Annotated in this window: 25 protein-coding genes; 1 reads left to right on the forward strand and 24 read right to left on the reverse strand. The window is 69.8% G+C overall.

What is annotated here, in order from left to right; all coding sequences use genetic code 11:
• The 24 genes from ACFE8Y_RS11730 to ACFE8Y_RS11845 form a co-directional block, all read right to left on the reverse strand.
• Window positions 1-1,313 (reverse strand): extracellular solute-binding protein (locus ACFE8Y_RS11730; protein ID WP_375464560.1); only part of this gene is annotated, 1,313 nt, incomplete at its 3' end.
• 71 nt (window positions 1,314-1,384) lie between these two features.
• Complete coding sequence (locus tag ACFE8Y_RS11735; protein ID WP_375464561.1) at window positions 1,385-2,503, reverse strand: ABC transporter ATP-binding protein; 1,119 nt, start codon at window positions 2,501-2,503, stop codon at window positions 1,385-1,387.
• Entirely contained in the window at window positions 2,500-3,609 is a 1,110-nt protein-coding gene (locus ACFE8Y_RS11740) for an ABC transporter ATP-binding protein (protein WP_375464562.1), read from the reverse strand. The genes ACFE8Y_RS11735 and ACFE8Y_RS11740 overlap by 4 nt, the downstream gene beginning before the upstream one ends.
• Before the next feature lie 200 nt (window positions 3,610-3,809).
• Window positions 3,810-4,421, reverse strand: a complete 612-nt coding sequence (locus tag ACFE8Y_RS11745) for a glutathione S-transferase family protein (protein ID WP_375464563.1) — start codon at window positions 4,419-4,421, stop codon at window positions 3,810-3,812.
• A 223-nt stretch (window positions 4,422-4,644) separates the two neighbouring features.
• Window positions 4,645-5,802, reverse strand: coding sequence for an ABC transporter ATP-binding protein (locus ACFE8Y_RS11750; RefSeq protein ID WP_375464564.1), 1,158 nt, complete (start codon window positions 5,800-5,802; stop codon window positions 4,645-4,647).
• Window positions 5,783-6,601, reverse strand: a complete 819-nt coding sequence (locus ACFE8Y_RS11755; protein WP_375464565.1) for an ABC transporter permease — start codon at window positions 6,599-6,601, stop codon at window positions 5,783-5,785. The genes ACFE8Y_RS11750 and ACFE8Y_RS11755 overlap by 20 nt, the downstream gene beginning before the upstream one ends.
• A 1-nt stretch (window position 6,602) precedes the next feature.
• Window positions 6,603-7,454 carry an ABC transporter permease gene (locus ACFE8Y_RS11760; RefSeq protein ID WP_375464566.1) on the reverse strand — a complete coding sequence of 284 codons (852 nt, stop codon included), beginning with the start codon at window positions 7,452-7,454 and terminating at the stop codon, window positions 6,603-6,605.
• Between the two features lie 74 nt (window positions 7,455-7,528).
• Window positions 7,529-8,560 carry an ABC transporter substrate-binding protein gene (locus ACFE8Y_RS11765; protein ID WP_375464567.1) on the reverse strand — a complete coding sequence of 344 codons (1,032 nt, stop codon included), beginning with the start codon at window positions 8,558-8,560 and terminating at the stop codon, window positions 7,529-7,531.
• Window positions 8,561-8,788: 228 nt separating this feature from the next.
• Window positions 8,789-10,240 (reverse strand): 4-hydroxyphenylacetate 3-hydroxylase family protein, encoded by a 1,452-nt coding sequence (locus ACFE8Y_RS11770; protein ID WP_375464568.1) that lies wholly within the window; start codon window positions 10,238-10,240, stop codon window positions 8,789-8,791.
• Window positions 10,241-10,348: 108 nt separating this feature from the next.
• On the reverse strand, window positions 10,349-11,281 hold the full coding sequence (locus tag ACFE8Y_RS11775; RefSeq protein ID WP_375464569.1) for a 2-hydroxyacid dehydrogenase: 933 nt from the start codon (window positions 11,279-11,281) through the stop codon (window positions 10,349-10,351).
• The gene (locus tag ACFE8Y_RS11780; protein WP_375464570.1) at window positions 11,281-11,733 is read right to left on the reverse strand and encodes a type II 3-dehydroquinate dehydratase; all 453 of its coding nucleotides are present in this window, start codon (window positions 11,731-11,733) and stop codon (window positions 11,281-11,283) included. The genes ACFE8Y_RS11775 and ACFE8Y_RS11780 overlap by 1 nt, the downstream gene beginning before the upstream one ends.
• Before the next feature lie 16 nt (window positions 11,734-11,749).
• Window positions 11,750-12,700: a LysR family transcriptional regulator gene (locus tag ACFE8Y_RS11785; RefSeq protein WP_375464571.1), complete on the reverse strand. Its 951-nt coding sequence runs from the start codon at window positions 12,698-12,700 to the stop codon at window positions 11,750-11,752.
• A 45-nt stretch (window positions 12,701-12,745) separates the two neighbouring features.
• Window positions 12,746-13,417, reverse strand: a complete 672-nt coding sequence (locus ACFE8Y_RS11790; RefSeq protein WP_375464572.1) for a DUF1028 domain-containing protein — start codon at window positions 13,415-13,417, stop codon at window positions 12,746-12,748.
• Window positions 13,414-13,839, reverse strand: coding sequence for a RidA family protein (locus ACFE8Y_RS11795; protein WP_375464573.1), 426 nt, complete (start codon window positions 13,837-13,839; stop codon window positions 13,414-13,416). The genes ACFE8Y_RS11790 and ACFE8Y_RS11795 overlap by 4 nt, the downstream gene beginning before the upstream one ends.
• A 455-nt stretch (window positions 13,840-14,294) precedes the next feature.
• Entirely contained in the window at window positions 14,295-14,678 is a 384-nt protein-coding gene (locus ACFE8Y_RS11800; RefSeq protein ID WP_375464574.1) for a Rieske (2Fe-2S) protein, read from the reverse strand.
• A 2-nt stretch (window positions 14,679-14,680) separates the two neighbouring features.
• On the reverse strand, window positions 14,681-15,385 hold the full coding sequence (locus ACFE8Y_RS11805; protein ID WP_375464575.1) for an ABC transporter ATP-binding protein: 705 nt from the start codon (window positions 15,383-15,385) through the stop codon (window positions 14,681-14,683).
• Window positions 15,378-16,238 (reverse strand): ABC transporter ATP-binding protein, encoded by an 861-nt coding sequence (locus ACFE8Y_RS11810; RefSeq protein WP_375464576.1) that lies wholly within the window; start codon window positions 16,236-16,238, stop codon window positions 15,378-15,380. Before ACFE8Y_RS11810 ends, ACFE8Y_RS11805 begins: the two co-directional genes overlap by 8 nt.
• Window positions 16,235-17,269 carry a branched-chain amino acid ABC transporter permease gene (locus tag ACFE8Y_RS11815; protein ID WP_375464577.1) on the reverse strand — a complete coding sequence of 345 codons (1,035 nt, stop codon included), beginning with the start codon at window positions 17,267-17,269 and terminating at the stop codon, window positions 16,235-16,237. The genes ACFE8Y_RS11810 and ACFE8Y_RS11815 overlap by 4 nt, the downstream gene beginning before the upstream one ends.
• Window positions 17,266-18,138: a branched-chain amino acid ABC transporter permease gene (locus tag ACFE8Y_RS11820; protein ID WP_375464578.1), complete on the reverse strand. Its 873-nt coding sequence runs from the start codon at window positions 18,136-18,138 to the stop codon at window positions 17,266-17,268. The genes ACFE8Y_RS11815 and ACFE8Y_RS11820 overlap by 4 nt, the downstream gene beginning before the upstream one ends.
• Before the next feature lie 280 nt (window positions 18,139-18,418).
• The gene (locus tag ACFE8Y_RS11825) at window positions 18,419-19,573 is read right to left on the reverse strand and encodes an ABC transporter substrate-binding protein (RefSeq protein WP_375464579.1); all 1,155 of its coding nucleotides are present in this window, start codon (window positions 19,571-19,573) and stop codon (window positions 18,419-18,421) included.
• A gap of 66 nt (window positions 19,574-19,639) precedes the next feature.
• Window positions 19,640-20,863 carry a 2Fe-2S iron-sulfur cluster-binding protein gene (locus ACFE8Y_RS11830; RefSeq protein ID WP_375464580.1) on the reverse strand — a complete coding sequence of 408 codons (1,224 nt, stop codon included), beginning with the start codon at window positions 20,861-20,863 and terminating at the stop codon, window positions 19,640-19,642.
• On the reverse strand, window positions 20,860-21,732 hold the full coding sequence (locus ACFE8Y_RS11835) for an FAD binding domain-containing protein (RefSeq protein WP_375464581.1): 873 nt from the start codon (window positions 21,730-21,732) through the stop codon (window positions 20,860-20,862). The genes ACFE8Y_RS11830 and ACFE8Y_RS11835 overlap by 4 nt, the downstream gene beginning before the upstream one ends.
• Window positions 21,729-24,035, reverse strand: a complete 2,307-nt coding sequence (locus ACFE8Y_RS11840) for a xanthine dehydrogenase family protein molybdopterin-binding subunit (protein ID WP_375464583.1) — start codon at window positions 24,033-24,035, stop codon at window positions 21,729-21,731. The genes ACFE8Y_RS11835 and ACFE8Y_RS11840 overlap by 4 nt, the downstream gene beginning before the upstream one ends.
• A gap of 86 nt (window positions 24,036-24,121) precedes the next feature.
• Window positions 24,122-25,396, reverse strand: coding sequence for an amidohydrolase/deacetylase family metallohydrolase (locus ACFE8Y_RS11845; RefSeq protein ID WP_375464582.1), 1,275 nt, complete (start codon window positions 25,394-25,396; stop codon window positions 24,122-24,124).
• A gap of 138 nt (window positions 25,397-25,534) precedes the next feature.
• On the opposite strand from ACFE8Y_RS11845, the gene ACFE8Y_RS11850 reads away from it, so the two are divergent.
• On the forward strand, window positions 25,535-26,068 hold the full coding sequence (locus tag ACFE8Y_RS11850; RefSeq protein ID WP_375464584.1) for a MarR family winged helix-turn-helix transcriptional regulator: 534 nt from the start codon (window positions 25,535-25,537) through the stop codon (window positions 26,066-26,068).
• Window positions 26,069-26,185 lie beyond the last annotated feature (117 nt).

Raw genomic sequence — 26,185 nt, forward strand, 5'->3', positions numbered from 1 at the left:
AGGCCGACCTCCTGGGCGATCCCGCTCATGACGTCGTAGATCTCGTAGAACTTCGGCATCTTGGGCTTGGCCGTCGAGACTTCGAGCGTCGACTGCATCGCGCCGTAGAGGGTGGCGTTGGCGCTGCCCTTGATCGCCGGCGCGGCCCAGGAGCTTTCACGGATCGGCACGCCGCCCTCGCCCATGGCGATCAGCTTGTCCTGCTGCTTCTTGTCGGCGAGCCACTGCAGGAACAGGAAGGTCGGCTCCGGGTTCTTGCTGGCCGCGCTGATCACCGTGACCGAAGGTTCGGCCTCCGCGAAGCGGTTCTTCTCGCGGCCCTTCTTCACCGGAACGGTGGCGTAGACGAACTTCCCGGCGAGCGGCGACACGCCTTTCCTGTCGACGCCGAGCACGAAGTCCGACCACGCGATCGTCTGCGCGGCGATGCCGTTGCCCATCACCGTCGGCACGTCGACCAGCGAGTATTCGGCGATGCCGGGCGGCGCGAACTTCCAGAGTTGTGCCCACATCCTCAGCGCCGCAACGGTTTCCGGGCTGTCGAAGATCGCCTTGCCGGACGCGTCGATGAGGTCGCCGCCGTAGTTCTTGACGAAGTTGGTCCAGAGCGTCGGGAAGGTCGAGCCGCCCTTGATGCCTTCGAGCACGATCCCGTAGAAGTCGCTTTCGAGCGGCTTGCCGGCGAGCATCGCGCCCTTCCTGCGGGTGAAGAACTCGGCGATGTCGCGCATCTCTTCCATCGTCTTCGCGGGCGCCAGATCGTAGCCGTACTTCGCCTTGAACGTTTTCATCTCGTCAGGGTTTGTCAGCAGGTCGGCACGGGTCCAGTAGACTTGGTTGTAATTCCAGTTGATGAAGGCGTACTGCTTGCCCTTGCTGAAGGCGGCGGTCTTGTACGGCAACTGGATGAAGTCCGCGGCGTCGAGGCCGGGGTTCGACAGCTTGGCGTTCGCCACCAGGTCGTCGATCGGTCGGATCGCGTCGGCCGAGATCATCGGTCCGAGCTGGAAACCGTGCAGCATGACGGCGTCGTAGTAGCCGCGGCCGGACAGCATGTCCGCCTGCCCCTTGTTGATGACCTCGAAGTGGTTGAGCAGTTCCCACTCGACCTTGATGCCGGTCTCGTTCTCGAACTCCGGCACGATCTTGGACAGCGTCTCCTGGAGCGGCGTGATCTCGTCGAGAACCCGGATCGTCGCGCCCTTGTAGGGCGCGCCGGCCGCGGCGTAGGAGAACTCGGCCGCCGAAAGCGGCGTGCCCCCGAGCAGAACGGCGGCGGAGACCGCGGCCGCCACGATGCGAACAGACGTCATGTTCCAGTCTCCTGTCTTCGCGCCCGCGACCGGTTGATCCGGCGGGCCGCTTTTCCATAAAAGCCGCCGTGTCAGGCGGTCGCCGTCGGCAGGGCACGTCCGGTGTCGGCGTCGAACAGCGCCAACGCTCCCTCCGGACAGACGAGCCCCGCCGCATCCCCGATGCGCGCGGGACATCCCCCGCGCGCCTTGATCTTGATCCGCGCGCCGTCGGCGACGCTGAAGGTGACGATCTCGTGCTTGCCGAACGGCTCGTGCGCGTAGATCTCGCCGTTCGCCGCACCGGGCGCACCGGCTGCCGTCAGGCTCAGCGCGTCGGCGCGCAGGCCGAGCGACACCCGGCCGCTCGCGCTGCGCCGCGCCACCGCCGCGACCCGCGCGGGCAGGGCGAGCCGCATGCCCGCCCGCACGAAGAGGGTCTCCTCGCCGCTGTGCTCCAGCGCGCCGGCGAGGACGCTCATCGGCGGGTCGCCGATGAGCTTGGCGACGGTGACGCTCGCTGGCCGGAGCCACACGTCCTCCGGCGTCCCGATCTGCTCGATCCGGCCCTTGTCGAGGACCGCGACGCGGTCGCCGACCGACAGGGCTTCGAGCCCGTCCGGCGTCGCCCAGATCGATGGGCTGGACCGGCTCATCAGCTTCCGGCGGATCGCGGCGCGAAGCTTGTGCCGGAGCTTGGCGTCGAGATGGGAGATCGGCTCGTCCAGCAGCAGCACGCTCGGCTCCTGCACGAGCGCGCGGGCCAGGGCCGCCCGCTGCTTCTGCCCGCCCGAGAGCGCCGACGGCAGGCGGTCGGCGAGATGGGCGATCTCGAGAAGCGTCAGCACCTCCTCGACCAGCGCGCCGTGGTCGGACCGCTTCAGCACGCTGCCCGGCGCCCGGAGCGGCGACAGGACGTTGCCGCGCACGTCCAGGTGCGGGTAGAGCGCGTAGGACTCGAACATGAAGGCGACGCGTCGTTTGCCCGGGGGCCTGTCGGTCACGACCTCGCCGCCGAGGCGCACCGCGCCGGCGTCCGGACGCTCTAGCCCGGCGACGAGCCGGCACAACGTGGTCTTGCCGGCGCCCGACGGGCCGGTCACGGCCAGAATCTCACCGGGCGCGACGGACAGGGTCACGCCGTCGACCGCGACCTTGCCATGGAACGCCTTGCGGACGCCCGAGAGCGCGAGGCCGTGCGCGCGGCTCACGACGTCGCCTCCACGTTGCGCTCGCTCACCCGGTCGAACAGGTGCAGCCGTTCGGGCAAGAGCACGACCGCGACCCGGTCGCCCGGCCGGAACGCCGCCGGCCCCGGAACCTCGACCCCGATCGCGACGTCGGGCGCCGCGAACGGCGACAGGATGAGGCTGTCGGCATCGCCCCGGCTTTCGCGGTAGCGCACCGTCGCGTCCGCGGGACGGCCCTCGCCCTCCCGTTCGATCGCGACGTGCTCCGGCCGCACGCCCACGGTCAGCTCGCCCGAACGGCCCGCGAGCAGCCGGGCGCGGCGCGGATCAACCGGGAACGCGCGGCCCAGCGCCGCGATGCGAACGGCGCCGCCTTCCCCTTCCACGCGGCCGGGGAGCATGTTCATCGGCGGCTCGCCGATGAAGTTCGCCACGAAGACGTTGGCCGGGCGCTCATAGAGGGCTGCCGGCGTGCCGACCTGCTGGAGCACGCCGTGGTGCATCACCGCGATGCGGTCGACCATCGCGGTCGCCTCGGTCTGGTCGTGGGTCACGAGGATCGACGTGATGCCCCGGGTCTTCTGCAGCCGCTTGATCTCGGTGCGCAGCGTCACCCGCTGGTCGCCGTCGAGATGCGACAGCGGCTCGTCGAACAGGATGAGGCGCGGGTCCCGCACCAGCGCCCGGCCGATGGAGATGCGCTGCATCGCGCCGCCGGAGAGGCCCTGCACCGGGCGGTCCGCCATGTCACCGAGATCGAGCAGCGCCAAGGCGTCGTCGACGCGGACGACGGCCTGGGCCCGCGCCATGCCGCGGGCGACCAACGGAAACGCGATGTTCTCGCGCACCGTCATGCGGGGGTAGAGGCCGTAATCCTCGAACACCATGGCGATGTTGCGCGCGCCGGGAGCGAGGCGCGAGACGGGCTCGTCGTTAAAGAAGATCTCACCCCCCGACAGCGATTCGAGGCCGGCGGCCATCTTGAGCGTCGAGCTCTTGCCGCAGCCCGACGGCCCGAGCAGCGCCAGCATCTCGCCGTCGGCGCAATCGAGGTTCAGGTCGGCCACGGCCGGCGTCGGCACCCCGGGGTACCGCTTCGACACCGACTGGAACCGCACCAACGTCATCCGTATGCCTTCTGTCCGCGTGGTGAAGGATCGCCGCTCTCGACGGCGTCCGTTGCTCGGTGTCCGTTCAGGCTAATTTCGAAGAAAAACCCTGCATTTGACAGACCTGAATTTCCTGTCTCCCAAGATTTCTTCTTGGGAGGCGGCTCAGATCGGCGCAGAAACGCAAATTGTTCGATGCCAGGTTTCCAGATGGGCACTTAAGATTGGCGGGGTGTGGTTGCGGCCATCGAAGGTCGGCCTGCGAACGTCGCGTACCAAGCCGTTGCCGCCGGTCGTTCCTTCCGCCAATCGATGTCGGGGAACCGGAAGTCGAGGTATGCAAGAGCGCAGCCGGTCGCGATCGCGCCGATATCGATCGACCCGCCGAAGCCTGCCGCCGACGCCTCGATCCGGTCGAGGGCGGCGGTGATCTTGGCGATTTGGCCGGCGTCCCACGCGTCCCAGCGCAGGTGTACCGGCCTTAAAGTCCGCTCGTAGCGGGTCAGCAGCGCGGCATCGAGCAAGCTGTCGGCCAGTGCCTGCCGCGCCAGGGCGGACCAGCGCGCCGGCCCTTCCGCGGGGAACAGGCGCGGACCCGGGGCGCGCGCGTCGAGGTACTCGCAGATCACGCGACTGTCGAAGAGGACGCCGTCCTCCGTCACGAGAGTCGGGATCTTGCCTAAGGGGTTGTGGACGGTCGTCTCCGCGTCGCGCCCGGTCGGGGAGGCCTGGACGGGCACGACCTCGATCGCGTCCGCGAGGCCGACCTCGTGCGCGGCGACGAGCACCTTGCGGACGTAGGGCGAGGTCGGGGCGTAGAGCAGCTTCACCGTTGCGGCTCCGATCGTGGCGATCCGTGCGCCGTGCCTGCGCAGGATGGGTGCGCCGTGGCTCGGATCATGGCTCCCGGCCCCCGGCGCCGATCGCGCGACGCCGAGGGCCTCGCTATGGCGGCACCGCCCCGAGAGGTCGTCGGCGCCCCGGCGTGGCGCAACCAAACGCCTGGACGGGTCAGTGCCGACGGGGCGGATGCAGCCTGATCCGGGATGAGGGTCACGCCGCGGCCTCCGTCTCGGCGGGAAAGGCGACGAGGCCGCTTGCCGGGAGCACGATGCCGACGGGAGAGCCGGGGGCATGGGTCGCGAGGGTGCCCTGGCCGGGAATCCGCGCGAGCACGCGTCCGGCCCCGCCCTCGGCAAGATCCGCATGCACGTCGATGAAGGCCCCCTGGTACACGAGCGCGGTCACACGCGCCCGGAGGGACCCCGGTTCGCCCGCGGCACAGAGCCGGACGTGGTCGGGGCGCACGAACACGTCCACCGCCGCTCCGGCTGCCGAGCCGACGAGCGCGCCCGCTTCGACCGGCCGCCGCACGTCGCCGATGGCGACCGTCGCCCGGTCGCCGGCGATCGCCTCGATCCGGCCCGGCAGCACGGTCGCGTCGCCGATGAAGCCGGCCACGAAGCGGTCCTGCGGATGGCGATAGATCGCGTCCGGGGTGCCGACCTGCCGGATGCGCCCCTGCGACATCACCGCGATGCGGTCCGACAGGCCGAGCGCCTCGCCCTGGTCGTGGGTCACGAACACCGTCGTCACGCCGAGGCGGCGCTGGATCTCCTTCAACTCGACCTGCATCGCGCCGCGCAGGCTCTTGTCCAGCGCCGAGAACGGCTCGTCGAGGAGCAGCACCTTCGGCCGGATCACCAGGGCGCGGGCGAGCGCGACGCGCTGCTGCTGACCGCCCGAGAGCTGCCGCGGGCGCCGGTCGCCGAGGCCGGCGAGCTTCACGAGGTCGAGGGCGTGCGCCACCCGCTCGGCGATCTCGGCCTTGCCCAGGCCGCGCACGCGCAGGCCGTAGCCGACGTTCCCGGCGACGCTCATGTGCGGGAACAGGGCGTAGTTCTGGAACACGATGCCGATCCCGCGCTCGCAGGCCGGCGTCTCGGTCACGAGGTCGCCGTCGATGAAGATCTCGCCGCCATCCGCGTCGAGGAAGCCGGCCATGAGGTTCAGGAGGGTGGTCTTGCCGCAGCCCGACGGCCCGAGCAGCGTCAGGAACTCACCCTGCTCGACCTTCAGCCACGTCTCCTCCAGCGCGGCGACGCTTCCGAACCGTTTGACCACGCCGTCGAGCCGGACGGCCGGCGCGGGCCGCGGCGCCGGGGCAGGCGCGGCGGACGGGGGCTTGAGGTCAGCGAGCCTGCTCGACATTCAGCACCTTGCCGAGACCGAGGAACGTGTTGGCGAGCGTCAGGAGCGCCGCGGTGATCGCGATGTAGAGGACCGAGATCGCGGCCAGGGTCGGGTCGGCGAATTCCCGGACGTAGCCGTACATCGCCACCGGCAGCGTCTGCGTGGCTTGCGCGGTCACGAACAGCGAGGCCGTGAGCTCGTTGAAGGACAGGATCGCGGCAAACAGCCAGCCGGTCGCGAGCCCGGGCGCGAGGAGCGGCAGCGTGATCGTCATGAGCACCCGGCTCGGGGAGGCCCCCAGGCTGCCGGCGGCGAGTTCCAGACGCTCGTCGATGTTCTGGAGCGAGATGAAGACGCTGCGGATCACGAAGGGCAGCACGACGATGACGTGGGTCAGGACCACGACGGGGTAGCCTCGTCCGAGACCGAGGCCGATCGCGAGGATCAGCAGGCCGAGCCCGATCGTGAAATGCGGCACGATCAGCGGCGAGAGCAGCACCCCCTCGATTAGACCCTTCCACCGGAACGGGTAGCGCTTCAAGGCGATGGCGAAGCCGGTGCCGATCAGGAGGGCGAGGCTTGAGGCCCACGGAGTCACGGTCAGGCTGTTCTGCAGCCCGGTCCGGAAGTCGCGGTAGGTGAGGGCACGCGTGAACCAGCGGGTCGAAACGGCCGTCGGCGGGAAGCTCAGGATGGCGCGGTCGTTGAAGGCCGCGATCGCCACAACGAAAGCGGGCAGGATCACGAAGCCCAGGATCAGCCCGACGGCGATCTTGCCGGCGATCGAGAGGAGGCGGGCGGCGGGACGGCGGCGCATCTCAGTGCGCCGCCCAGTCTTCGAAGGGCCGGAAAGCCCGGCGCACGCCCAACATCACGATGAGCGCCAGCCCGAGGCCGGCGAGGCTCAGCGTGGCGGCGAAGGGAAAATTGAACGACGACAGCCCGAGTTGATAGACCAGGGTCGAGACCACGCTCACCTTGCCCCCGCCGATGATCTGCGGCGTCGCGAAGGCGCTGAAGGTCCAGGCGAAGGCCGTGGTGAACCCGGCCACCACCCCCGGCATCGACAGCGGCAGGGTGACGGTCAGGAAGGCGCGGACCGGCCCGGCGCCGAGGCTCTCGGCGGCCTTCTCGTAGTCCCGGTCGATATGCGACAGGGCGGCCGCGAGCATGATCACCATCACCGGCAGCGTGACGTGGACCAGCGCCAGGACGACGCCGGACTCGGTGAACAGGAACTGGATCGGACGGTCGATCAGCCCGCTCTTGGTCAGCGCCGCGTTGAGGAAGCCGGTGTTGCCCAGCACGACCGTCCAGGCGTAGGTCCGCACCACCTCTCCGAGGAACAGCGGCGTCACGGCGGTGACCAGGATGAAGGACTTGAGGGCGACCGAGTTGGTCCGCACCAGCGCGTAGGCCACGGGGTAGCCGACGATCAGCGTGAACAACGCCGTCTCGAAGCAGATCATCACCGTGTCGCGGTAGGCACGCAGGAAGATCGGCCGCGTCAGTTCCGAGAAATTCTCCCAGGTGAAGCCGCCGACATCGAGAGAGCCCGGCTGGTAGGCACGGAAACTGTCTTGCAGGATCGCCGCCAGCGCGAACGTGATCACCGCTGCCACGAGGATGGCGGGCGTCACGAACAGGGCCAGGAAGGGTCTGCGGTGCATCGGATGCCTCGCGATGGGGCGTGCCTGGGCAGGCTCGATCTCACCGACGACGCGGCCGAGACCGGGCCACGTTACTACTTCGCCATGATGTTTTCAGTGAACCACTTCCGCCACGCCGCGGTCATCTGCGCGCGTAGTCTCGGATCGATGAGGATGGCCTCCTTGCTCCATTGTTCGGGCGTGGTGAACACGCCGGGAAGCTTTGCGATCTCCGGATCGATCTTCGCGTTGGTGACCGTCGGGCTGCCCTTCTTCATCGCGGCGATTTTCGCCTGCACGCCCGCATCGAGGGCGATGTCGATGAACTTGTAGGCCAGATCCGCCTTCTTCGAGCCGGTGTTGATCGCGACCGTATCAACGCCCAGCACGCCGCCCTCCTTGGGGATCACGACGGTGATCGGCACGTCCTGTGCCTTCATATAATAGGCGTTCATCGTCAGCACGACCTGGACCGGGGTCTCGCCCGTGGCGATGAGTTGCTGGCTGTTGGCGTCGTTGGTGTAGAACGCCTTGAAGTTCGGCTTCAGCGCCTCGAGCTTCTGCTGTCCCTTCTCCCAATGCGCCGGGTCGCCGCCCGCCAGGATCGCCGAGACGGCGATGATGTGGCTCGGGTCGAAGTCGGGCGCGGCCAGGCTGTTCTTCAGCCGTGGGTCCCAGAGGTCGGCCCAGGACGAGAAGGTCATGCCCTTCGGCGCGAGGTCCGGGCGATAGCCGATGGTGTAGACGTAGCCCCAGGTGCCGAGGTGGTAGGGGCTCACCCGCGCGGGCTCGACGAGGTTCCTGGCGTTCGGAACCCTGGCGAGGTCGAGGGTCTCGAACAGGCCGTCATTGGCGTAGAGCCAGCCGACATGCGCGGTGGTGAAGGTCACGTCGCTCTCCGGCGAGCCCTTCGAGAGCTTGGCCTTGTTGAGGCGGTCGATGGTCCCGCCGGTGACGTATTCGACCTCGGCGCCGGTCTCAGCCTTGAACTTGGCCGCGATCGTCTCGTCGATCAGATCGCGGAAGCTGCCGCCCCAGGTGCTGACGACCAGCGTCTCGGCGGCGGCGGCCGAGCCGGCGGACGCGAGCACAGCGGCGAGGATGGCGGCTGTCAGATGGCATCTCACGCCCTGTCTCCTTACTCGAACGCGACGTTCTGAGCGTAGCAATGGACGTGCCATTTGCAGGAAAATCTTGCTCAAATCTTTTATTCCACTTTGATAGCTCTCCGTAGTGCAAACATGAAAAGGCATTCGCGGCACATGCGATACCGCAGATGTGCACGTTCGATGAAACTATAGTTCCGGCATCGATCCAAATGTGAAGTCCGGATCGCCGCAGATGGAACCCGCCGCTCAGCTCGGCGTCAGGACCCGGTCGGACAGGCCGGCCGAGTTGCGAACGAAATCGAGAGGACCGGAGAAGTCGAAGCTGTTGTAGACCGCCGCCAGATGGTTGAAGTGCGGGGCCTGGGCGAACTGGACGAAGGTCAGCCGGTGACCGGCATAGTCCGAGTTCAGCAGATCGCGGGCGAAGGCCAGGAGCTTGCGCCGGTCGTCGGCCTGCCACTGGTCGTTGAGGCTGTAGAACTTGTTCAGCCACTGGCCGGAGCCCGAAGCCTGGAAGGCGTCGGCGTTCGGCGTGATGCAGATCTGGCCGCCGCAGAGTTCGCGCGCGATGTGCATCATCGCCGGCAGTTGCGAGCAGGCGAAGACGCGGCCGGCGTAGAGCATCGATTGCTGCGGCATGAGCAGGCCGCCGGGGCTCGGCTCGGCCATGGCGATGGCGGCGGTGAGGTGGGCGTTGATGCCCTCGCGGTAGCAGACGAGGTCGGCGAGCTTCTCCCGGACCGATTGCAGCTTGTCGAGGCCGGTCTGCTTGGCGTTCCACATCGCCGCGCCGATCATCATGTCGGCGGTGTAGAGCAGGCGCAGGACGTAAGGGAACGCCGAGTAGCGGTGCAGCGTCGCGCGCACGTGCTGGGCGGCCTTGGTGTGGCGGTAGAAGAACACGTCCTCCCACGGGATCAGCACGTCGTCGAACACCACCAGCGCCTCGACCTCGTCGAAGCGGTTGGCGAGCGGGTAGTCCTCGGGGCTGGTGCGCCCTGCAAAGCCCGCCCGGCAGATGTGCTTCACGCCCGGCGCGCCCATCTTGACGATGCAGCCGACGGCGTAGTCCGAGAGCGCGTCGTTGGCCCAGGCGCCGACCGTCGGCTTCAGGAAAGCCTGGTCGGCGTAGGCCGACGCGGTCTCGTACTTGGCACCGCGGATGACGATGCCGGCATCGGTCTCGCGGGTGACGCGGACCATCATGTCCGGGTCCTGGTCCTGCGGCGGGCGGCCGCGGTCGCCCTTCGGATCGGTGTTGGCCGAGACGTGGAAGACGTCGTTCTCGATCACCATGCGGATGTGGCGGTCGATGTTGTCGGCAAAGCGCGGGTCGATCTCGGCGAGCACGTTGCGGCCGTCCATCAGCGACCACATCTCGCCGACGGTCTCGTCGCCGACGCGGGTGACCACGCCGCCGACGTCCTTCAGGACGAGGTCGATCGCCGTCGTCTTGTCCGCCCAGTCCTTCTTCTCGCGCGGCGGCCGGTAGAAGATCGGGCTGCGCTGGTTGTCCTCGATGTAGGTCAGGCGGTCCTGGAAGGCCGCCTCGTGCTGCATGTCGTACATGCGCGCGCGCACGTCGATGATCGGCTTCAGCGTCGGGTGGCTGGTGATGTCGCGGACGCGCTCGCCGTCGATCCAGACCTCGCGGCCGTCCCTGAGGCCCTCGCGATAGGTTTGCCCGCTGCGGATCATGCGCTCTCTCCGTACTCGCGGGATAACCTTAGCGCCGGGGCCGGGCCTCGATAAAATACGATTTGAGGAAGCCGTTGGATCAGGAAATCTGATCCAACGGCGGAGCGCTCAATAGCCGCGCGCGAGGTCGATCCGGTGGAGCGGTGCTAGGCCGTGTCGCACGCGGACGATGTTGTCGGCGACCTGCCGTGCGGCCGAGGCTGGGATCGCCACCGAGGCGAGGTGGGGCGTGATCAGGACGTTCGGCAGCGTCCAGAGCGGATGATCCCGGTCGAGGGGTTCGCGCGCGAACACGTCCAGCGTCGCCCCGCCGAGACGGCCCGAGGCCAGGGCGTCGACGAGGGCGGCCTCGTCGACGATCGCGCCGCGGGCGACGTTGATCAGCTTGGCGCCTGCCGGCAGCGCGGCGAGTTCGCCGGGACCGAGCAGCCCGCGGGTCTCCGGGGTGAGCGGCAGCATCACGACGAGGATTTCGATCTCTGCCAGGAAGGCATCCAGGGCTTCGCGCCCGGTATAGCACGCTACGTCCGGAAGATGCTTCTGCGAACGTGCCCAGCCGCGCACCGAGAACCCTTGTCGGGCAAGCTCGATCGCGGCCGCACCACCGAGTTCGCCGAGACCGAGCACGCCGACGCGGATCTCACGCGCTTCCCGAGGGTGGACGTAGTGCCACCGCGCCTCGCGCTGGGCCACGTCGAAGGCCGGGATGTCGCGCGCGTAGCGCAGCACGGCGAACAGGACGTAATGGCTCATCATCCGGGCCATCTCCGGATCGGACAACCGGGTGATCGGCACGTCCGGAAGGTCGTCGCGACCGGCAAGCGCATCCGCCCCCGCGCCCAGGATGGTGACGAGGCGAAGCGCCGGATAGCGCGCGAAAAATCCGTGCGGCGGCTTCCAGATCAACGCGTAGCGCACGGCGCCGGGCTCGGCCGCGTCCGGCGCCCGAACGCAGACGTCCGGCAGGATCGCCTCGATCGTGTCCCGCCACGGTCCGATCGGATCGACGGCGCTCGCGAAGACGAGGGTTTCGGTAGCCATCAGGTTGCGGCGTCGCGCACGAGGGTCGCGGCGGCGGTGATCGCCAACTCGTAGCCGAGGCCGCCGAGGCCGGCGACGATGCCGGTGGCCGCCTTCGAGACGAAGGAGTGGTGGCGGAAGGGCTCGCGCTTCCAGATGTTGCTCATGTGCGCCTCGATGATCGGCCCCGGAAAGGCCAGCAGCGCGTCGAGGATCGCCACCGACGTGTAGGTCAGGCCGGCCGCATTGATGATCAGCCCGTCCGCGTGCCCCCGCGCCTCCTGAATCCAGTCGATCAGCACGCCCTCGTGGTTGGACTGGCGGAAGTCGAGGGCGACCCCGAGGCTCTCCGCGTGCCGCTCGCAGCGGGCCTTCAGGGCCGGGAAGCTCTCGCGTCCGTAGGTGCCCCCCAGGTCGAGGCCGTAGAGGTTGGCGTTCGGGCCGTTGAGGAAGACGATGGATGTCGCGCTCATGGAGTCCTTCGTCGTGTCAGGTCCGCGGAATCCAGCGCTCGGTGGCGGGCGCCACCATGCCGGGGATGTAGGCGTTGGAGATGAAGGCTCGGCAGTGCGTCTCGAACGCCTCGACGAGACGCGAGCGGGTGAGCTGCCGCAGCCGCGCGAGCCCGATCCGCATCGGCCGATGCTCCCCGGCCAGCCGCACGCGGACGAGCCGCTTGCCGTCCAGCGCCTGCTCCGAGCGCGGGCGCACGTTGGACAGGGTGTAGCCGTAGCCGTTGGCCACCATGGTCCGCACCACCTCCTGGTGGGCGGAGCGGGCGGCGATCGACGGCTGGAGCCCGTCCTTCATGAACAGCGCGAGGAAGTATTCGCGGCTGAGCGGCAGGTCGAGCAGGATCATCGGCTCTCCGACGAGGTCGGTCATCGCCACCGCCGGGCGCCGCGCGAACGGATGGGCCTCGCCCACCAGCACGTGCGGCGGAAGGTCGGCGAGCGCCGTGAACTGGATGTCGTCCGGAACCTGGAGGTCGTAGGTGAGGGCGACATCCGTCTCCGAGCGCCGCAGGCCGGCGATGAGCTGCTCCTGGTCCCCCTCGACGTGCCGGATGCGGGTGGCCGGAAAGGCGGTGGTGAAGGCGTGGGCGAGTTCCGGCACCAGCATCGGTGCCAGCGTCACCATGCAGCCGAGCGAGAGCGGCCCGCGCACCTGTCCGCCGGCCTCGGAGGCCAGGGTGTACAGCCCTTCGGCCTGTGCGATCAGCGCCTTCGCCTCGCGCAGCACGTCCCGACCGACCGGCGTCAGCGAGAGCCCCTGCGCGTGGTGCCGCACGAAGAGCTGCACCTGTAGTTCCTTCTCCAACTGCGAGATCGCGGTCGAGATCGACGGCTGCGAGATGTGGATGCGCTCGGAGGCGAGCGTGATGCTGCCGGTTTCCCCGGCGGCGATGAAATACTCGAGTTGACGCAGAGAGAAGCGCATTGGCCTTGTCCAGCGCCTCGCGCACGCGTCCGGAACGCATCGCAGTCAGAGATCGCCCGGCACGCCGTAGCTCGGAGCCGACGACGGGTCGAGGGCGCGGGTGACGTAGGCGTCGAGCTGCGGCCGGTAGACCGCCCAGAGGTCCGCGAGCGCGGCGATCGGGCAGTCCTCGGTCCAGTCGACGCGCAGGTCCGCCACCGGCCAGGACACCTCGCGCACCAGCATCAGCCCCGCCGAATGCACCGGGCCGGCCTCGCCGCCGGCCGCCAGCGCCGCCCGCATCGCAGCCAGGAGGCGGTCGCCGAGATGGCCGCGCGCGGCCGTGAACGCCGCGACCATCGCCTGCGGGACGTTGCGATCCGCGAGCAGGTTGCCGCCGCAGGCGACGTTCTCGGCGCTCGCCTCGGCCCAGGTGCCGAGGGCGCTGGGGCCCGAATGGATCGCGGAGGCACCCTGGGCGTCGACGGCCAGCACCTGCCGGTAGGCCATGTGCGGCCCCGCCTTCAGCACGGCGACCGCCTGCTCCGCGCCGGCGCCGAGCGCCATCAGGTCGAGGGCCCTGCGGCCGAGCGACGGGTCGGTGACGTTCTGGCTCGCCACGGCGCCGATCCCGGCCCTGGCGTGGGCGCAGCGCGCCGCGACGGCCGGCGACGAGGAGGAGACGGCGACCCCGAACATGCCGGTCTCGGCGCAGCGCGCGACGATGGAGAAGGTCATGCCGCCTCCTCCGGGATCACCGCGATGGCGTCGATCTCCACGAGCCATTCCGGCCGGGCCAGCGCCGCCACGACGATGCCGGTGGAGACCGGGTGGACGCCCTTCAGCCATCGGCCAACGGTGCGGTAGACCGCCTCGCGGTAGCGTGGATCGACGAGGTAGATGGTGATCTTGCACACGTGCTCCAGCCGGGAGCCGGCTTCCTCCAGCAGCATGGCGATGTTGGCCATCGCCTTCTCGGCCTGCGCGCCGGCATCACCGATCGCGACGCTCTCCGAGGTGTCGAGATCCTGGCCGATCTGCCCGCGCACGAAGACCATCCTTCCCTGAGCCACGACCGCCTGGCACAGGTCGTTGTCCAGTGCCTGCTCCGGATAGGTGTCCTTGGTGTTGAAGGGACGGATGCGCCTGTGGACGGTCATGGGGTCACTTCTCGCGACGGAGCGGCGAAGGGTACGGGGCCGACTTGAGCTGTCGAACAGGTCGATGCAGAGGGTCCGGACGGCGTCCGCCGCAGGACCCGGACGACTGTCCGCGCGTCGCACCAGAACGAGCCGGATCGCCTCCACCATTTCCGCCAGCGGGCGTATCGTCAATGCACGTCCATCATAGGCTATGCTCGACGCCGGCTTCGTCGCGTGCAGGGCGTCACCGAGCCCTTGCGCCACCCGCCCACGCACCATCTCGAACGAATGACTGCTAACGCGGACCTGCGTGCCACGAAGACGACCCGGCGCGCGTTTGGATCACGGCGCCTCTTGAAATGATGCGCATCATACCTGCGGTCATAGGACGAACGCGTTTGCTCCATGAGGCCGCGGCTACGCGGCGGCGGTGGTCCGCCGGACCTCACGGGTCACGATCCAGAGACTTGATATCAAGCGTCCACGTCCTTCGCACGATCGGGCGACGACGGATCGAAGCCGACGAAGATCTCGCCCCCGACAAGCCGCGTCGGGTAGATGGTCAAGGGTCGGAAGGCCCATCCGGCGGAGACCGCTCCCGAACGCAGGTCAAACCAAGCCAAGTGGCGCGGGCAGAACAGTTTCCCGGCCGCGCAGCGGCCCTGCGCGAGGTCGGCGCCCTCGTGAGGACAAGCCCGCTCCACGGCGCGGACGCTGTCTGCGTCCCACATCAGGATGACATGGCGTCCCTCCATGAAGAGCGGGTGGATGGCGCCTGGGTCGAGCGCGTCGCGCCGGCAGGCGCGTACCCAGCGCAGGGGCGAAGCGGCATCGTCCGAGATGGGCGGTCCAGGCAACGTCACCCGCCGAGGTAGGCGTTCCGGACATGCGGGTCGGCGATCAGGGCAGCTCCCTTGCCAGCAAGCACGATGCGGCCCGTCTCGAGGAGGTAGGCGTAGTCGCACAGCTCAAGGGCGGCGAAGGCATTCTGCTCGACGAGGAGCACCGTGGTGCCCGCGTCGCAGATCGCGCGGATGACGGAAAACATCCGCTCGGCGATGTTCGGGGCGAGGCCGAGCGAGGGCTCGTCGAACAGCACGAGCTTGGGGCTCGCCATCAGCGCCCGCCCGATCGCGAGCATCTGCTGCTCGCCCCCCGACAGCGTGCCTGCCGCTTGGCCCTTGCGCTCGGCGAGCCGCGGGAACTCGCCGTAGATCCGGGCGAGGTCGGCGGCGATCCCGGCCGTGTCCCGGCGCAGGTACGCGCCCATCGCGAGGTTCTCGGACACGCTCATCTGCGGGAAGACGCGCCGGCCCTCCGGGCAATGGGCGATGCCGTGGGCGAGCACGCGGCGGGGGTCTGCGCCGGTGATGTCGCGGCCGTCGAGGCGGATCGAGCCGGAGCGCGCCGGGACCAGACCCGAGATTGCCCGCAGGGTCGTCGACTTGCCCGCGCCGTTGGCGCCGACGAGGGCCACGAGCTGGCCCGTGCGGATCTCGATCGACAGACCCTTGAGGGCGGTGACGTGGCCGTAGCCGCAGACGAGGTCGCGGATCTCAAGCATCGGCCGTCTCCCGCGCGGTGGCCTCGGCGGCTTGGCGCGCGGCCTTGCCCTGCCCGAGATAGGCCTCGATCACCGCCGGGTCCGCGCGGATCGCGGCCGGCGCCCCCTGCGCGATCAGGCGGCCGTAGTTCAGCACGGCGATGCGGTCGGAGACCGCCATCACCATGGGCATGTCGTGCTCGACGAGCAGGATCGTGATGCCGCGGTCTCGAATCGCCCGGATCAGGCGGATGAAGACCTGCGTCTCCGAGGCGTTCATCCCCGAGACCGGCTCGTCGAGGAGCAGCATCATTGGATCGCCCGCCAGCGCCAGGGCCACGCCGACGAGGCGCTGCTCGCCGTAGGAGAGCGACCCGGCCAGCTCCTGCCCCCGCGCGCCGAGCCCGACCCAGTCCAGGAGGTCGCGGGCCCGCTCGCGCAGGCGCCGCTCCGTCGCGCCGTCGCGACCGATCAGCCCGCCGAGGAGACGCACGCCGAGCGGCACGGCCTCGCGGACCGAGGAGCCCTGCGAAGATCCCTGGCGATGCAGGCCGATCATCACGTTGTCGAACACCGTGTCGTTGGGAAACACGCTGGTCCGCTGGAAGGTGCGGGACAGGCCGAGCCGCACGATCTCGTGGGGCTTGCGGCCGGCGAGCGGCGTGCCGCGGAAGCGCACCCGCCCCCGGCTCGGCTTGAGGAAGCCGGTCATCACGTTGAAGGCAGTGGTCTTGCCGGCCCCGTTCGGGCCGATCAGGCTGACGATCTCGCCGGGATGGACATCCAAGTGCAGGTCCGCGATGGCGACGAGGCCGCCGAAGCGCACGCCGACATGTTCGATCGCCAGGATCGGCTCTCCCGGCGGCGCGCTCACGACCGTACCTCCGCGGCGGGTAGCGCGGCGGGCGCCGTCGCCCCTCTGCTGCGGCCGAACAGACGAGCGAGGCCCGGCACGATGCCCTTAGGCATCGCGAACACGATCGCGATCAGGACGAGCCCGTAGACCATCCACTGCGCCTCCGGCGCCATCACCGGGCGGAGCGCCACGGGCAGCATCCCGAAGATCAGGCCGCCGACGATCGGGCCCATGAGCGTGCCCTTGCCGCCGCCGACGACCATGATCACCATGGTCACGGTGGTGGCGAACTGGAACACGTCCGGGTCGATGATGCGCAGGTAATGGGCGTAGAGGCTGCCCGCCGCCCCCGCCATCGCGGCCGAGATCACCGCGGCGACCGTCAGCGTGCGGGTGGCGTCGATCCCGACCGAGAGGGCCAGCGACTCGTTCTCCTTCAGGCCCCGCATCGCCCGGCCGAAGCGCGAGCCGACGAGGCGGGCGATGATCCCGTAGCAGAGCGTGCCGACCGCCAGGACGAGATAGTAGTTCTGCAGCTTGGTCCTGAGCGTCCAGAACCCGAGGCCCGGCAGGCCCAGCGTGAAGGCCGGGATCCCGGTGAGCGCGAGCGGTCCCTGGGTCAGCTCCACCCAGTTGAGGGCGACGAGCCGCACCACCTCCGCGAACGAGATCGTCACGATGACGAAGTAGGCGCCGCGCACCCGGAAGGAGAGCCGCCCGACGAGCCAGCCGCAGGCGCCGGCGGCGAGGATTGCCAGCCCGAAGCCGCTCGCCGCCGGCCAGGGCTCGTGCACCACGCGCAGGCCGAACCCGAGTTCGACGTCGAACCCGAGGCTCGTCAGCGCGCTGACATAGGCGCCCATCCCGAAGAAGGCGACGTGGCCGAGGCTGAGCTGCCCGGTGAAGCCGAGCAGCAGGTTCAGGCTCATCGCGGCGATGATGAGGATGCCCGTCGTGACCAGTGCGTTGAGGAGGTAGGGCTGGTCCACCAGCGCCAGCGGCAGCAGGCCGAGGCCCAAGAGCAGAGCGAGGGGCGCGAGCCGGCTCATCCGATCCGTTCCGCCCTGGCGAAAAGTCCGGTCGGCCTGAACACCAGCACCGCGATGATGATCAGGAAACCCATGGCGTCGCGGTAGCCGGACGAGACGTAGCCGGCGCCGAGTTCCTCCGCGAGCGCCAGGATGAAGCCGCCGATGGCGGCGCCGGTGATGTTGCCGAGCCCGCCCAGGATGACGATGGCGAAGGCCTTCAGCTCGGCCATCCCGCCCATCTGCGGGAACACGACGTAGACGGGGCCGAGCAGCGCGCCGGCGGCGGCGGCGAGGCTCGACCCGATGGCGAAGGTCGCGGTGTAGATCAGCCGGACGTTGACGCCCATCAGGGCGGCGGTGTCGCGGTCCTGGAAGGCCGCCCGCATGGCGAGCCCGAGCTTCGTCTTGTTGATCAGCACGTAGGTCAGCGCGATCAACGCGAGCGCGGCGCCCAGCACGAACAGGCGCAGCCACGACACCGAGACCGGGCCGAGCTGCAGCGGCGCCTCGGGGAACGGCGTCGGGATCGCCTTGGCGACGCCGCCGAACAGCCAGAGCGTGCCCGATTGCAGCACGATGCCGGCGCCGATCATCACCAGCATGGTGGTGTCGATGTCGGAGCCGCGCAGCGGCCGCAGCAGCAGCAGCTCGATCGCGGCACCGAGGACGAGACCGCCGAGGATCGCCGCCGGCAGCGCGACGAAGAAGTTCAGGCCGAGCGCCGACCCCGCGAGGTAGGTGAGGTAGGCGCCGACCGTGTAGAGCGCGCCGTGGGTGAAGTTCACGACGTTCATGATCCCGAAGATCAGCGTCAGCCCGATCCCGAGCAGCGCGTAGGTGCCGCCCAGGACGAGGGTGTTGAGGAGGTGCTGAAGCAACTCGGTCATCGGCGGCTCCCGGTTCGCGCATCGGGACGGGGACTTCGACCTATCAGAGCAGGTGTGAGGATGTGTTCAGACCATCTTCGGCAACCCGCGCTCCCTCCCCCCTCTGCGGGGGAGGGTGGCCCCCGTCAGGGGGTCGGGAGAGGGGCTGCGCGACGGTCCAGGATCCGTCGCCGTGCGCGACTTCTCCGGATGCGGCGCTCCCCTCACCCGACCCTCGCTGACGCGAGGGCCACCCTCTCCCGCATCGGGGAGAGGGAAAGCGCGCGGCGGTCCGCCTCCGTCAGATGGTCGGCACGACGACCTTCCCGTCCTTGATCTCGATCAGGTAGACGTCGGGCTTGCTCTGGCCGCTCTCCTTGCCGGCGGGGCCGGTCTTGGCGAAGCGGATCGCCCCGTTGAGGCCGGTGAAGTCCACCGACCAGAACGCCTTGGTGATCGCCGCGGGCTCCGTCGAGCCGGCCTTCTCGATCGCCTTCACGATGGTCCGGATGCCGTCGTACCCGCGGAAGCTCTCGGTAACCCCGGCGAACTGGAAGCCGCGCTTCTTCCACTCGCCGATGAAGCTCTCGGTCGCCTTCGCGTCCGGGGTCTTCTCCGGCAACCAGGGCAGGAAGGTGGTCAGGTGCAGCGTGCCGTCGGCGGCCGCGCCGGCCTGGGCGATGATCTGGTCGGGGTTCTGCGAGCCGCCGGTGGTGATGACGCGCTTCTTCAAGCCAAGCGCGGCCATCTGCTTGAAGATCAGCACGAGCTGATCGACGGAGCTGGTGATCATGATCGTGTCGGAGGCCGACGCCTTCAGCTTGGCGAGCTGGGCGCTCATGTCCTGCGCGCCCTGGTCCATGGTCTCGACGAGGCCGACCGTGACACCCTTGCCCTTGAGCATCGCGCCGAAGTCGGTGGCCGCGCCGCGGCCAAAATCGTTGTTGAGCACCAGGAAGTCGACCGTCTTCATCCCGAGCTTGTCGACCATCGGCGCGAAGGTCTCGGCCTCCAGCGACGAGGGCGGCGAGATGCGGAAGATGAAGGGGTTTCCGGAGGTGGTGATCTTGCCCGACGAGGAGGTCTCGACGAGCATCGGCGTCTCGTAGTCCACGAGCTTGGGCATCACGGCGAGCGTCAGGCTGGAGCCCCAGGCGCCCATCATCACCGGCGTCTTGTCGCTGGTGATGAGCTTCTCGGCCACCGCTGCGGCCTCCGTCGGGTTGCTCTTGTTGTCCTCGATCACGAGTTCGATCTTGCGTCCGAGCACGCCGCCCTTGGCGTTGATCTCGTCGGCCGCGATCTTGGCGCCGTTGACCACGTAGGTACCCGACGCGGCGAAGGCGCCGGTCAGCGGCTCGTTGACGCCGATGCGGATCGCCTGCGCCTGCGCCGTGCCGGCGGCGAGGATCAGCGACAGGGCCAGGGCCGGCCCTATCGTTCTGGTTCTGGTCATGTGTCGCTCTCCGCTCGGTCGTGGGGCTCGTGAGGGTGATCTTCGCGAAAGTCGGTCTTGCGGAAATCAGGTCTTGCGCGCGCGCCAAGCCGCGAGCCGCCTGCGCAGCGGATCGAGCAGGAGCCCGAGCAGCAGGCGCAGCGGGTTCAGGTCCGCGCCGCCCACCGGGATCGCGCTACCCGACAGGCGCGCCTCCAGGTTGCGGGCAAACTCCGCCGTGATGCGGCCGGCGAGATCGCGCACGAGGCCGGGACGGCCGAACTGCGCCAGCGGCCCCTTCAAGGTGTAGCCGACGGCGAGCACCACCCGCGCGGTGCCCGGATGCGCTCCGGGCTCGACCCAGTAGGCGATCTCGCCCTCGGTGGCCGAGCGCCCGCCGGCATCGCTGCCCGCTCCGCGTATGCGGCCGGCGCGGGCGGCCTCGTCCCGCTCGATCCGTGCCCGGCCCCGGAACGCGGCGGCAATCGGCCCGATCCGCACGCGCAGCGCCCCTTCAACCTGATCGGGTGCGGGCGCCCCGCTCAGTTCGGCCCCGGGCAGACAGGCGGCCACCGCGGCGACGTCGCCGAACAGGGCGAACACGGCCTCGGGCGGGTGCGCCACCGCGAACGCCTGCTCGAAGGTGTGAGCCGGCCGGAAACCTTCCGGGATCGCGATCAAAGCCGGTCGCGTCGCAGTCGCCGCCGGGTCCGGGCGGGCCGGCATCGTCCCGCCGCTCGCGGCCGCGCCGAGACGGGCGCCGACCGGGCCGAGGCCGCGCGGGGCGGTCTGGCTTCCATGCGTCAGGGCCGGGATGCCGCGCCCGCGCCGTTCCGCGATCACGCCCCGCACCGCGCGCACGATGCCGACATAGCCGGTGCAGCGGCAGAGGTTGCCCGCGAGCCCGGCCCGGATGCGCCGCTCGTCGGCCTCGGGCAGGCGCAGCACGAGATCGCGCGCGGCGATCAGCATGCCGGGGGTGCAGTAGCCGCACTGGAGCGCGTGCTCGCGGTTGAACGCGGCCCGCAATTCACCGGCGATCTCGTCGTCGTCGAGCCCTTCGATGGTGGTGACCGCGGCCCCTTCGCAGGCGCCGGCAAAGGTGAGGCAGGCACGGGCCGGCTCGCCGTCGAGGAGCAGCGTGCAGGCGCCGCAGACGCCGTGCTCGCAGCCGAGATGCGTGCCGGTGAGGTCGAGGGTGTCGCGCAGCAGGTCGGCCAGATGGGTGCGGGGTTCGGCCTGCGTACGGACCGCGCGCCCGTTCACCGTCAGGGCGAGGGAGAGGCGGTGCCCCGCGAGGCCGGCGCTCATGCGGCCTCCGTCAAGGGCTCGGAGACCGGGCCGGAGCGGGCGGCCTGCGCCACGGCGCGGGCGAGCACGCTGACGTGGACGTGGCGGTCCACGGCGTCGGCCATGCCGATGGCGCGTAGCGCCTCGTCGGCGGCGCGCGCATCGAAGCGCGAGTGGAAATCGGGGCCGATCCGGCCGCCGAAGAGCGGGCGGGCGTCGGCGATCAGCAGCGGCGCACGCTCGATCGCGCCGATGACGACGCGGGCACGCCCGCGCTGCGGCTCGATCAGCACCGCACCGATGGCATGGGCGAACTCGCCGATCTTCGAACAGTGCTTGGCATAGCCCCAGGCCGCGTCCGCCGACATCGCGGGCACGCGGACCGCCGAGACGATCTCGCCGGGCTCCAGATCCACGTCGAGGGCACCGCGCACGAAGGCGTCGAGCGGCAGGCGACGGCGGCCGGCCCTAGCGGACAGTTCCACCTCGGCACCGAGCGCGATCAGCGACGAGACCCAGTCGGCGGCGGGATCGGCGTGGGCGAGGCTGCCGCCGACCGTGCCGCGGTTGCGCACCGCGCGGTAGGCGATCGCCCCGGCGACGCGGGCCATGGCGCCCCCGGTGACGTCGGGCACGCGCCCGTCCTCGATGTCGGCATGGCTCACGCAGGCGCCGAGCACCAGCGTGCCGCCCTCGAGGCCGGCCCGCCGCAACTCGGGCACGCCGGCGATGTCGATCACGAGGTCCGGCTCGACGAGGCGCAGGTTCAGCATCGGCCCCAGCGACTGGCCCCCGGCGATCAGCTTGACCGTGCCCTCGGCCGCCGCGAGCCGGTCCAGCAGGTCCGCGAGATCGCGGGGACGCGCATAGGCGAACGGCGCGGGCTTCATGCCGCCTCCCGCTCGCGCACGGGCACGGCCGCGCGGGCGGCCAGCACCGCCTCGACGATCCGGCGCTGGCTGACCGGCGAATGCAGCATCTCCACGCCGAGCGGGCGCAGGGCGTCGTTGATCGCGTTGGCGATGGCCGCGGGCGGCGCGATCGCCCCGCCCTCGCCGATGCCCTTCACGCCGAACTGCGTGTAGGGCGAGGGCGTCTCCATGTGGTCGATGCGCGGCTCCGGCACCTCCGCCGCGCCGGGCAGGAGGTAGTCCGAGAGGGTCGAGGCCAGGGGTTGGCCGCGGGCGTCGAAGCGCACCTCCTCGTAGAGGGCCGTGCCGATCCCCTGGGCGAGGCCGCCGTAGATCTGGCCGTCGACGACCAGCGGGTTCACCAGGGTGCCGCCGTCCTCGACGATGACGTAGTCGAGGATCTCCACCGCCCCGAGGTCGGTGTCGACGGCCACGACGACGGCGTGGGCCGCGTAGGAGAACGTCCCGGAATCGCGCTGCGGCTTGTAGCCGGCCGTGACCTCCAACCCGCCCGGGTTCACGCTTGGGCTGAGGTCCTGCGGGCGCCGGTACCAAGTGTGGGCGATCTCGGCCAAGCTCACGTCGCCCGCGGGGCCGACGACGCGGCCGGCCTCGTAGCGGCAGGCTTCGGGATCGGCCTGGAGCAGGTGTGCGCCGATGGCCAGCGCCCGATCGGCCAGTTCCCGGCAGGCGGTGGCCACGGCGCCGCCGGCCATCACCATCACCCGCGATCCCCAGGAGCCGGTGGAATAGGGCGTCATCGCCGTGTCGCCGTGGACGAGGCGGGTGCGCGCCACCGGCACCCCCAGGATCTCGTGGGCGACCTGCGCGAGCGTCGTCTCCAGGCCCTGCCCGTGCGAGTGCGCGCCGATCCGCAGTTCCAGCCCGCCGTCGGGGGTGAGCCGGGCGGCGGCCTGCTCGTGGCCCGGCACCATCGGAATGCCCCAGCCGGAATAGACCGAGGTGCCGTGCGCGGCCTGCTCGCAGTAGATCGACAGGCCGAGCCCGATGCGGCGGCCGTCCGGTTCCTTCTTCGCGACTTGGCGTTTGCGGACGGCCGCGACGTCGATCGCTTCCAGAGCGCGCGCGAGCGCCTGCGGATAGTCGCCGCTGTCGAAGTGCTTGCTGGTGATGTTGTCGAACGGCATCTGCCCGGGGCGCACGAGGTTCTTCTCGCGGACCACCCAGGGCTCGATCCCGGCTTCGCGCGCCACCGCATCGAGCACCAGTTCCAGCGCGAAGCAGACGCCGGTGCGGGCGACGCCGCGATAGGGCAGGATCGGGCACTTGTTCGTGGCCACCGACCACGTGCGGCAGCGATAGGACGGGAAATCGTAGGGGCCGGGCAGGATGCTCGCCACCTGCGCCGCCTCCAGGCAGGCCGAGAACGGGTAGGCGGAATAGGCGCCGGAATCGACGGTCGCCTCGCAGTCGATCCCCCGGAGCGTCCCGTCGCGCTCGGCGTAGGCGGTGATGCGGTAGTGGTGCTCGCGGCAGTTGGCGTTGGCGGTTAGGTGCTCGCGCCGGTCCTCCAGCCAGCGCACGGGATGGCCGCAGCGCAGGGCCAGCCAGCCGAGGCAGACTTCCTCCGCCAGGAGGATTGCCTTGTAGCCGAACCCGCCGCCGACATCCGGCGAGACGATGCGCAGCCGTCCCTGCTCGATCCCGAGACATTCCGAGAGGCCGTTGCGCACGATGTGCGGCATCTGGCTCGCGGTGTGGACGACGAGCTGGTCCGCGCGGTGATCGAGATGCACCACCGCGCCGCGCCCCTCGATCGGCGCCATGCATTGCCGGCCCGTCGAGATGGTGCGCGACACCTGGATCGGCGCATCGAGGGCGGCGGGAAAGTTCACGTCGACCAGGGTCTCCAGGAAGACGTTGTCGCCCCAGTGCTCGTGCACCAGTGCCGAGCCGGGCTCGCGCGCCGCGAGCATGTCGTGGACGGCTGGAAGCTCTTCCAAATCGACCACGACGGCGGCGGCGATGTCCTCGGCCTCGGCCCGCGTCGGCGCGAGGCAGACGGCCAAGAGCTCGCCGACCTGCCGGACCTTGTCTGTCGCCAGCACCGGCTGCTCGGAGACCTTGAAGCCGCGCAGGCCCGAGACCGCGCGGATCGGCGCCACGCCGTCGAGGTCGTCGGCCGTGAACACCCGGTCGCGGAACGCCTCCGGCACGTGGATCGCGCGGATGCGGGCGTGGGCGAGCGGGCTGCGCACGAAGGCCACGTCCTGCATCCGGGGCATGCGGATATCGCCGACATACTCGCCCCGCCCGCGCATCAGGCGGTCGTCCTCCTTCCGGGGGAGGCGCGCGCCGACGCCCTCGCGCGACGTGCCCTCCGTCGAAGCGTCGGCCGCGGGGCCGATCACGCCGCGACGGCCTGCGGCAGGATCGGCGAGTCGGCCTCGAAGCGCTTGCCCCCGCGCAGGCAGAAGGCCGGCTGCAGCAACCGCTCGGCGATCACCCGCGTGTCCTCGTTGTCGCGCAGCAGGAAGCGGCCGCGATGGTCGTGGAGCACGGACACGTCGGCGGAAAACCCCGGAGTGAGCGCGCCGATCCGGTCGGAGAGCCCGAGCATCGCGGCCGGGTGCGCGGTCACCATCGGCACCACCTCCTCGAGGGTGAGGCCCAGGGCCAGCATCGAGCTCATCGCCTGGGTCAGGCTGAAGCGCGCTTGGCCGAGGAAGGGGTGGTTCTCGTCGTCGTGGTGCTCGTCCGGGGTGCCCGCGGGCCTGGGGACCTCGGTGTTGTAGCCGTGCATGTCGGCGCCGAGCGTATAGGGCATCACGCCCGCCGGCAGCGAGGCGCGGGCGACCCGGTAGGAGAAGTGACTGCCGTGGCCGACATCGACCCGGAGCCCCGCGTCCATCGCCGCGCGGATGATCGGGTGGACGACGCCCTCCTCGTTGATGAAGCCGCCGGGATGCCGGGTGAACGGGTGGGCCAGCACGTCGCCGGGGCGCAGCAGCGGGATCACCCGCTCCATGATGGTGTCGGCGTCCTCGCCGTTGGCGCCGCTCTCGGGAAGGCCCCAGAGCTGGCCGAAATGCACGTAGAGCGGAAGCTCGGCGCGCCGGCTGATCTCGGCGGCCATCTCCATCACCTTGATGCCCCAGCGGGCAAAGCCCCCGATCTCGGCGTGGCCCTTGATGCCGCGCACGAGATCGCGGTTCTCGGTCGCCGACTTGACGGTGGCCTCGATGTCCACGCCGTCCGGGCTGTAGAGGTTGGGGTAGAAATGCCCCTCCAGGCCGCCGACGAGGTAGGCGGAGAGGAAGGCGTAGACGCGGGTCTCGGCCTCCTCCGCGATGAAGCTGCGGAAGCCCGGGAGCGTCATGCAGGACGGACCGCCCTGGTCGATCACCGTGGTGACGCCCGAGCGCACGCCGACCATGTCCGGCGGCAGGCCGAAGCGGCCGGTGACGTACTGGTAGACGTGGGCGTGGGTGTCGATCATCCCCGGCAGCACGAGCTTGCCCGACACGTCGACCACCTCGGTGGCGGCGGACGGGATGATCGTCTCTCCGACGGCCGCGATCCGCCCGTCGCGGATCGCGATGTCCCGGATGCCGTCGATGCCGGAGGCGGGACAGATCACCCGGCCGTTGCGCAGGAGCAGGTCGTAGCGGGAGCCGTCCATGATGCAATCTCACGCGTCCGTATCGATGTGCGCCGCCGCAAGGCTATCCGCGGGCGGCAAAAAGCGAAGCACGCTTCGCATTTGCCTTGAAGCATGATGCGTGCCAAGGCGAAGGCGGAAGGCACTGGGGCATCGGCGATGGAAGACGGGTTCGACGGTCGCGCAGCCAAAATCGCTGAACGTCCTGCGGCACGGGCGATGCCTGCCGGCGCTGGCGCGTCATGGCCTCTGGAGGACCGTCCAGGATTCCTCGCCCGGCGCCTGCATCAGATCCACGTCAGCCTGTTCTCTGAGCGTTGTGCCGAATTTCGGATCACACCCTTGCAGTACAGCCTGCTTTCCCTGCTCGTGGACCTTGGCGAAGCCGACCAGACGACGCTCTCGAATGCGATCGCACTCGACCGGACCACCACGACGGGCGCCGTCAAGCGCTTGGAGGCACGCGGTCTCGTCAGCCGGACGACCTCGGCTACCGACCGTCGGGCCCAGACTTGCCGGCCGACGCAGGCTGGCAGAGACCTTCATGGTGCGATGGAGGGTACAGCGAGAGATGCCCACGCGGCAACCATCGCGGTCCTTTCCCCGGCGGAGCGCGAGGTGTTCGTGCGTCTGATAAAGAAGCTCACCGCGGCGCACGCTCAGCGTCGAGACTCGGCAGATCTGAAGGATTGAGGGTGGCCGACCGACGCAGCGATCGTCTGGTGGCCTGGCCCGCTGGGAAGTGGTCCGCCGTGAGGTATGGCTTTGCGCCATGTGGAGGATGTTGTCATGGGACGGAAGACGCATACG

Source organism: uncultured Methylobacterium sp. (assembly GCF_964242245.1).
GTDB lineage: Bacteria > Pseudomonadota > Alphaproteobacteria > Rhizobiales > Beijerinckiaceae > Methylobacterium.